Below are 6,178 nucleotides of genomic sequence, written 5' to 3'. Positions count from 1 at the left end.
GGGACTGGCGGAGGCGCTGCGCCTGGCCGTTCAGGATCTCGAGGCGAACGCCCGCCGCATGGAAGCGCTGCGGGAGCGGCTGCGGGAGGGGCTGGCCCGCCGGGTGGGCGGGATGCGGGTGCACGGCCCGGCGCACCGGCGGGCGCCGCATCTTCTGAACGTCTCGTTCGAAGGGGTGGAGGGCGAGGCGGCGGTTCTGGCGCTCGACGCGGAGGGGGTCTGCGCGGGATCGGGGTCGCCCTGCGCCTCGGGAGGGCTTCGACCCTCTCCGGTCCTGGAAGCCCTGGGGCTTTCGGAGGAGGAAGCGCGGAGTTCGGTGCGCCTGAGCGTCTCGGCCCGGACGCGGGAGGAAGAGATCGACCGGGCGCTCGAGATCGTTCCGCGTGTGATCGAGCGGCTCCGCCGGATTTCCGCGGGGGTGCGATGAGCGAGACGGTGACGTTCGTGACGTGCGCCGGGAAGGCCGAGGCGCGGCGGATCGCGCGGGCGCTCGTCCGGGAGCGGCTGGCGGCGTGCGTGAATCTCGTGCCGGGGGTGACGTCGATCTACGCCTGGAAGGGCCGCGTGGAAGAAGCTTCCGAGGTGCTGCTCGTCATCAAGTCGCGCGCGGCGCTTTCGCGGAAGCTGGCGGCGCGGGTGAAGGCCCTTCACGGGTACGAGGTGCCGGAGGTGGTGACGCTGCGGGTCGCGTCGGGGCTTCCGGAGTATCTGCGCTGGGTGCGGGAGTCCACGCGGTGAGCTTTCCGGCGAAGGTCGCGGGGGGCACGGCGGTTCTTCTGGGGGCGGCCGCGGCGGCGGTGTTTCTTCTCTCGTCGGGGGCGGAGCGGGAGATCGAGCGGCGGATCGAGGAGGCGGCGCGGGCGGCCGAGCGGGGGGACGCCGAGGCGGTGGTGGCTTTTCTTTCGCGGGCGTACCGGTCGGGGAACGAGGACTACGAGGACGCCGCGCGGCGGGTGCGGCGCGAAGTGCGGCGGCTCGGCGGGGGCGCCTCGCTGCGCGTAGAGGGCTGCGCGGTGGACGTGGACGGGGAGGAGGCGGAGGCGCTCGTGCGCGCGGTCGTGCGCCTGGGGCCGCGTCCGGCGGGGGAGTTCCACCTGCGGCTGCGGTTCCGGCGGGAGGAGGGCGTCTGGCGGGTGATCGCGGCGGAGGAGGTTTTCAGATGATCCGGCAGGCGCGCAGCGTCTTCTCCAGGCGCTCGGCGTTGGCGCGGCTCATCTCGCAGAGAGGCAGCCGGAGTTCGCCGTTGTAGCGCCCCATCAGGCGCAGGGCCGTCTTGACGGGGATGGGGTTGGTTTCGAGGAAGAGATCCTTGAAGAGCGGGAAGAAACGCTCGTGGATCTCCCGTGCGCGGGACAGATCCCCCGCCAGAGCGGCCCGGCAGAGGTCGGCGACGGCGCGCGGGGCGACGTTGGCGGCCACGGAAACGACCCCCCGGCCGCCGAGGCAGAGGATGGGGAACGTCAGGGAGTCCTCGCCCGAGAGGATCTGAATGTCGCAGAGGGCGCGGACCTGGGTGACCTGTTCGACGTTGCCGGAGGCGTCCTTGAGGGCGACGATGCCGGGAATTTTGGAGAGCCGGGCGGTCGTCTCCGGCGCCAGGCTCACGCCCGTGCGGCCCGGGACGTTGTAGAGCATGATCGGGAACCCCGGGACCGCGCGGGCGACCGCCTCGTAGTGGCGAAAGAGCCCTTCCTGGGTGGGCTTGTTGTAATACGGGGTCACCAGAAGCGCGCCGTCGGCTCCCAGCTCGCGGGCCATCCGGGTCTGCTCGATCGTCTCGCGGGTGTTGTAGGTCCCGGCCCCGGGGAAGACGAGCGCCTTGCCGCGCGCGCGCTCGACGACGGCGCGGATGACGGCGGCTTTTTCCTCGCGGCTGAGGGAGGGGGATTCCCCCGTCGTGGCCACGGGGCAGAAGCCCGCGGTGCCGTTTTCGAGCTGGAAGTCCACGAGCTCGCGCACCTTGGCGAGGTCCACCTGGTCCCCGGCGTACGGGGTCACCAGAGCGACGAAGGAACCTTCGGTCTTGATCATCGGGTGCTCGATGGTAGGCGTCCCGGCGCACGGGATCAACGAAAATCGAGGCCTTCCGCGCGCCTGAGGTCCGGGGACGGCCCGGCTCAGGGACGGTCTCGGAGCTTGAGGCGGAATTCCGTGGCCGCGTCCAGGCGCGTCACGGTCCAGCCGCCCCCCGAGGGGGCCGGAGCGCGGCGGCGGGAGGAGGTGCGGGCGGCCGCCGAGGCGCGCACGTACCGGCCGCCCTCGAGATCGAAGTAGCCGACCGCGCGGCCGCGCAGGAGGGTTCGGCCGTCCGGCCCCGCGGGGGAGAATTCGAACTCGGTCTCCACGCGCGCGCAGCGCCAGGGGCCGACCTTGAAGGTCCCGGTCCGGCGGGTCGTGCGGCGGCCGTCGGGGAGGCCGTGCTCGCCGGGCGCGACCGCCAGGAGCGCGTCGAAGAAGATCTGCGCGTCCGCGGCGCCCGCGCGGCGGCCGACCTCGGCCCGGCCGTCCTCCCGAAGGGAACACTCGAAGACGGACGGGGGCGCGCGGGCCACGGTCTCGGCCGGCACGGGACGGCCGTCGAGGAAGGACTCGACCGTGCGGATCCGGATGGCCACGCGGGCGGTCCGATCGGGGCCGGCGACGAACTCGAAAACGCCTTCGTTCCGGTCGCGGGTGCGGGCGTTGTGCTCCTTTCCGTCCGAGGAGGAGGCGGCGGCCTGGTCGAGCGTCTGATAAAAGTCGTAGGTCAGGCGGCGTCCGGGGGTGAAGTCCCAGCGGAGGGGCCCTCCCGCGTCCGGGGGATCCTCGAGACGCGGAAACTCTTCCGAATCGACTTCGGCCCAGTCGGGGAAGGGCACCTCGGCGGGGAGGGGAAGCTCCGGAGGGGGAGGGGCGGCCGCGGGGGCGGGCGGCGGAGGCGCCTGGCGGCCGCAGGCGGCCAGCGCCAGAAGCGCCGCCGCAAGGCTATCGGCGGCGGGCCTCACGCAGGGCCTCCTTCATCTCGCGCACCGCCCGGCCCAGACCGACGAAGATCGCCCGCGCCACGATCGAAAAGCCGATGTTGAGCTCCTCGATCTCCGGGAGGCGCGCGACGGGTCCGACGTTTTCGAGATCCAGGCCGTGGCCCGCGGCGACGACCAGGCCCGCCGCGCGAGCTTCGCGGGCGGCATCGCGCAGCCGCGCCAGCTCCCGCCGGCGGGCGCGTCCGGAGGCGTGGGCGTAGGCTCCGGTGTGAAGCTCCACGACGGGGGCGCCCGCGCGGAGCGCGGCGGCCACCTGGCGCGGATCGGGATCGATGAAGAGGCTCACGTCGATGCCGCGGGCGCGGAAGCGCTCGACCGCCCGGCCGACGCGTTCCGGGGCGGCGGCGACGTCGAGTCCCCCTTCGGTCGTGAGCTCGCGCCGCCGTTCGGGGACGAGCGTCACCTGAGGGGGGCGGATCCGGAGCGCCGCGGCGACGACGTCCGGGGCCAGGCTCATCTCGAGGTTGAGCCGGGTACGGACGGCCCGGCGCAGGCGCGCGACGTCGTCGTCCTGGATATGCCTGCGGTCCTCGCGCAGGTGGCAGACGATGGAGTCCGCGCCCGCCTCCTCGGCGGCCCGGGCGGCTTCCACGGGATCGGGGACCCGCCCGCGGCGCGCCTGGCGGACGGTCGCCACGTGGTCCACGTTCACGCCGAGCCGCAGCGGCGTCACGCGAGTTCCCTCCGGACCGTTTCGGCCAGATCCGCCGCCAGGCGCTCGACCCGGGCGGCCTCGGGGCCTTCGACCATGACGCGGCACAGGGGCTCGGTGCCCGAGTAGCGGACGAGAATGCGCCCGTCCGGACCGAGCTCGCGCCGGGCGTTCTCGACCGCGCGCGCGACGGCGGGGACCTCCTCGAGGGGCGGCTTGCGGCGGACGGGGACGTTGAGAAGAACCTGCGGGAACTTATCGAAGGTCGAGCGCGAGAGGGGTTCCCCGCGCTCGGCCAGGACCCCGAGGACGCGGAGCGTGGTCAGCAGGCCGTCGCCGGCCGGAGCGGCGTCGAAGAAGAGGACGTGTCCCGAGGGCTCGCCGCCGAGGACCGCCCCCGCGCGGAGCATTTCCTCGGCCACGAACCGGTCGCCGACCTTGGTCCGCGCGAGCCGGATCCCGTGGGCGGCCAGGTGGCGCTCGAGGCCGTAGTTGGCCATGACGGTGGAGACGACGAGGTCGCCCGGGAGGCGTCCCTTGCGGCGGAGCTCCACGCCGCAGAGGGCGAGCACCGTTTCGCCGTCGCGCACGGCGCCGGTCTCGTCGGCGAAGATGGCGCGGTCGGCGTCGCCGTCGAAGGCCACGCCGAGGTCGGCCTTTTCGCGGCGGACGAGCTCGGCGACGCGTTCCGGGTGGAGGGCGCCGACGCCGGCGTTGATGTTGGAGCCGTCGGGCGAGGCGCCGGCGAGAAGGACGCGGGCGCCGAGGCGTTCGAAAAGAGGCCGGGCGAAGGCGGAGGCGGCGCCGTGGGCGCAGTCGACGGCCAGGGTGACGCCGCGCAGGGGGCGCGGGAGGAAGCGGGCGAGGAAGTCGGGGTAGTCCTCGGTGCGGGCGGAGACGTCCTCGGCGGTTCCGGGCCGGGGGGGGGCGGCGGGACGGAAGGAGGGGTCTTCGAGGAGCGCCTCGATGGCTTCCTCGGCGGCGTCGGGGATCTTCAGGCCCTGAGGGGCGATGAGCTTGATGCCGTTGTCCTCGGCGGGGTTATGGGAGGCGGAAATGACGACGCCGAGGGCGCAGCCCCAGAGGCGGGTGAGGCAGGCGACGCCGGGGGTGGGAAGGACGCCCGCGCGCAGGACGTCGATGCCGGCGGCGCGGAAGCCTTCGACGAGGGCCTCTTCGATCGCGGGTCCGGAGGCGCGGGTATCGCGGCCCACGAGGACCTTGCCGGCGCCGAAGGGGTCGGAGCCGGGGGCGCCGAGGGCGCGGAAGGCTTCGGGCAGAGGCGCGGCGAAGAGGGCGGAGTCGCGCCGGAGGAGCGTTCCCGCGGCGGCGGCCAGCGCGGCGACGCGGTCGGGGGCGAGGGGGCCCCGGCCGGCGCGGTCGCGGACGCCGTCGGTGCCGAAGATCTTTCCCATCGGGCGGATGGAGTATGAGGAATCGGGGCGAAAGAATCAAGGGGACCGTCCGGCGGGTCAGGAGCGCGGGACGATCTTGATCTTGACCTCGCGGTTCTCGGGGCGCTCGTCGGGCATGAAGACGACGGTGACGCGGCCCTGAAGGCGCGGGTCCAGGATGTGGCAGCCGAGTCCGGATTCCTTGATGTTCCGGGGTCCCACGGACTCCAGGTCCTTCTCGGTCACGACGACGTAGGCGAAGAAGGCGGATTCGGAGACGTCGCGGAGGAGTTCCTGGGGGCCCTGAACCTCGATGAGGACGGCGCGGGGGGTGTCGAGCTCCACGCGATGAAGCTCGTGGGGCCGGGCGGCGACGTGGAGGTCCACCGTAAAGCGGCGGCGGGCGGGCTGGGGGACGATCTTGACTTCGACGCGGAAGGATTCCACCGGCTGGAGGCGGGCCTCGAGGGCGGCGGGGTCGAGTTCCCAGCGTTCGACGCTGAAGCTCTCGAAGCGGCCGGTGACGTCCACGCGGCGGATGTCCACGCGCTCCAGATTTTCGAGGTCGGCGGGAACTTTGGCGCGGATGCGCCGGGGAAGGGTGGTGATGGATTCGACCTGATAGCCGGGGCGGGGCTGACCTTGGTAGTGGCGCAGGTCGGCGACGAGCTCCAGCTCCTTCTCGACATACTTCGTGTAGTGCACGGCGATCTGGGGGAGGGGTTCGATCGAGAAGTTGGCGGGCAGGTTGAAGTTTTCCCGGATGAGGCTGATCTTGTAGGTTCCCTTCAGGCCGGTCAGCTCCTTGGGGTCGATGCGGAAGTCGCAGCGGAAGATCATGGGGCGCAGGGACAGGGTCCGGACGTCGCCTTTGGGGCCGACGACGCGGATGCGGAGGGAGCCGCCGGGGACGAGCTCGCGGTCTCCGTCGCGATAGCTCACGGAGGCGAAGTCCTTCATGTCGAGGTTCGGCCAGAACTGCACTTCGATTTCGCCGGGGCCGTTGCTCTGGGTGAAGAGGTAGACCCAGGTGAGGACGGCCAGAAAGAGCGCCATCGCCTTGGTCGTCAGGTTCTCGAGGAAGATTTTTTTGACGCTCACGGGCGGGC

The 6,178-nt window shown here is 72.6% G+C and carries 8 protein-coding genes; 3 read left to right on the top strand and 5 right to left on the bottom strand.

Annotated features, from left to right (window positions below; genetic code table 11):
* From VNO22_07860 to VNO22_07850, 3 genes are all read left to right on the top strand, one after another.
* The coding region (locus VNO22_07860) for an aminotransferase class V-fold PLP-dependent enzyme (protein ID HXG61272.1) at window positions 1-427 on the top strand (427 nt) is incomplete at its 5' end.
* The gene (gene cutA / locus VNO22_07855) at window positions 424-738 is read left to right on the top strand and encodes a divalent-cation tolerance protein CutA (protein ID HXG61271.1); all 315 of its coding nucleotides are present in this window, start codon (window positions 424-426) and stop codon (window positions 736-738) included. The genes VNO22_07860 and cutA, both read left to right, overlap by 4 nt.
* Window positions 735-1,163, top strand: a complete 429-nt coding sequence (locus VNO22_07850) for a hypothetical protein (GenBank protein HXG61270.1) — start codon at window positions 735-737, stop codon at window positions 1,161-1,163. The genes cutA and VNO22_07850 overlap by 4 nt, the downstream gene beginning before the upstream one ends.
* On the opposite strand, the gene dapA is transcribed toward VNO22_07850, so the two are convergent.
* From dapA to VNO22_07825, 5 genes are all read right to left on the bottom strand, one after another.
* Complete coding sequence (dapA, locus tag VNO22_07845) at window positions 1,156-2,031, bottom strand: 4-hydroxy-tetrahydrodipicolinate synthase (protein ID HXG61269.1); 876 nt, start codon at window positions 2,029-2,031, stop codon at window positions 1,156-1,158. The two genes, VNO22_07850 and dapA, sit on opposite strands and share 8 nt — an antisense overlap.
* Before the next feature lie 86 nt (window positions 2,032-2,117).
* A complete protein-coding gene (locus VNO22_07840) occupies window positions 2,118-2,984 on the bottom strand; it encodes a hypothetical protein (GenBank protein HXG61268.1) in 867 nt (288 codons plus the stop codon).
* Entirely contained in the window at window positions 2,965-3,696 is a 732-nt protein-coding gene (locus tag VNO22_07835) for a pyridoxine 5'-phosphate synthase (GenBank protein HXG61267.1), read from the bottom strand. Before VNO22_07835 ends, VNO22_07840 begins: the two co-directional genes overlap by 20 nt.
* Window positions 3,693-5,090, bottom strand: coding sequence for a phosphoglucosamine mutase (gene glmM / locus VNO22_07830; protein HXG61266.1), 1,398 nt, complete (start codon window positions 5,088-5,090; stop codon window positions 3,693-3,695). Before glmM ends, VNO22_07835 begins: the two co-directional genes overlap by 4 nt.
* A gap of 57 nt (window positions 5,091-5,147) precedes the next feature.
* Entirely contained in the window at window positions 5,148-6,170 is a 1,023-nt protein-coding gene (locus VNO22_07825) for a hypothetical protein (protein HXG61265.1), read from the bottom strand.
* Window positions 6,171-6,178: the final 8 nt, after the last annotated feature.

It is taken from the genome of Planctomycetota bacterium, assembly GCA_035574235.1.
Classification (GTDB): domain Bacteria; phylum Planctomycetota; class MHYJ01; order MHYJ01; family JACPRB01; genus DATLZA01.
This window is presented reverse-complemented; position numbering and strand designations above follow the sequence as displayed.

Bases quoted from the DNA above. Each gene is read 5' to 3' on its own strand.
- cutA (HXG61271.1), top strand. From the start codon at position 424: ATGAGCGAGACGGTGACGTTCGTGACGTGCGCCGGGAAGGCCGAGGCG.
- glmM (HXG61266.1), bottom strand. From the start codon at position 5,090: ATGGGAAAGATCTTCGGCACCGACGGCGTCCGCGACCGCGCCGGCCGG.
- dapA (HXG61269.1), bottom strand. From the start codon at position 2,031: ATGATCAAGACCGAAGGTTCCTTCGTCGCTCTGGTGACCCCGTACGCC.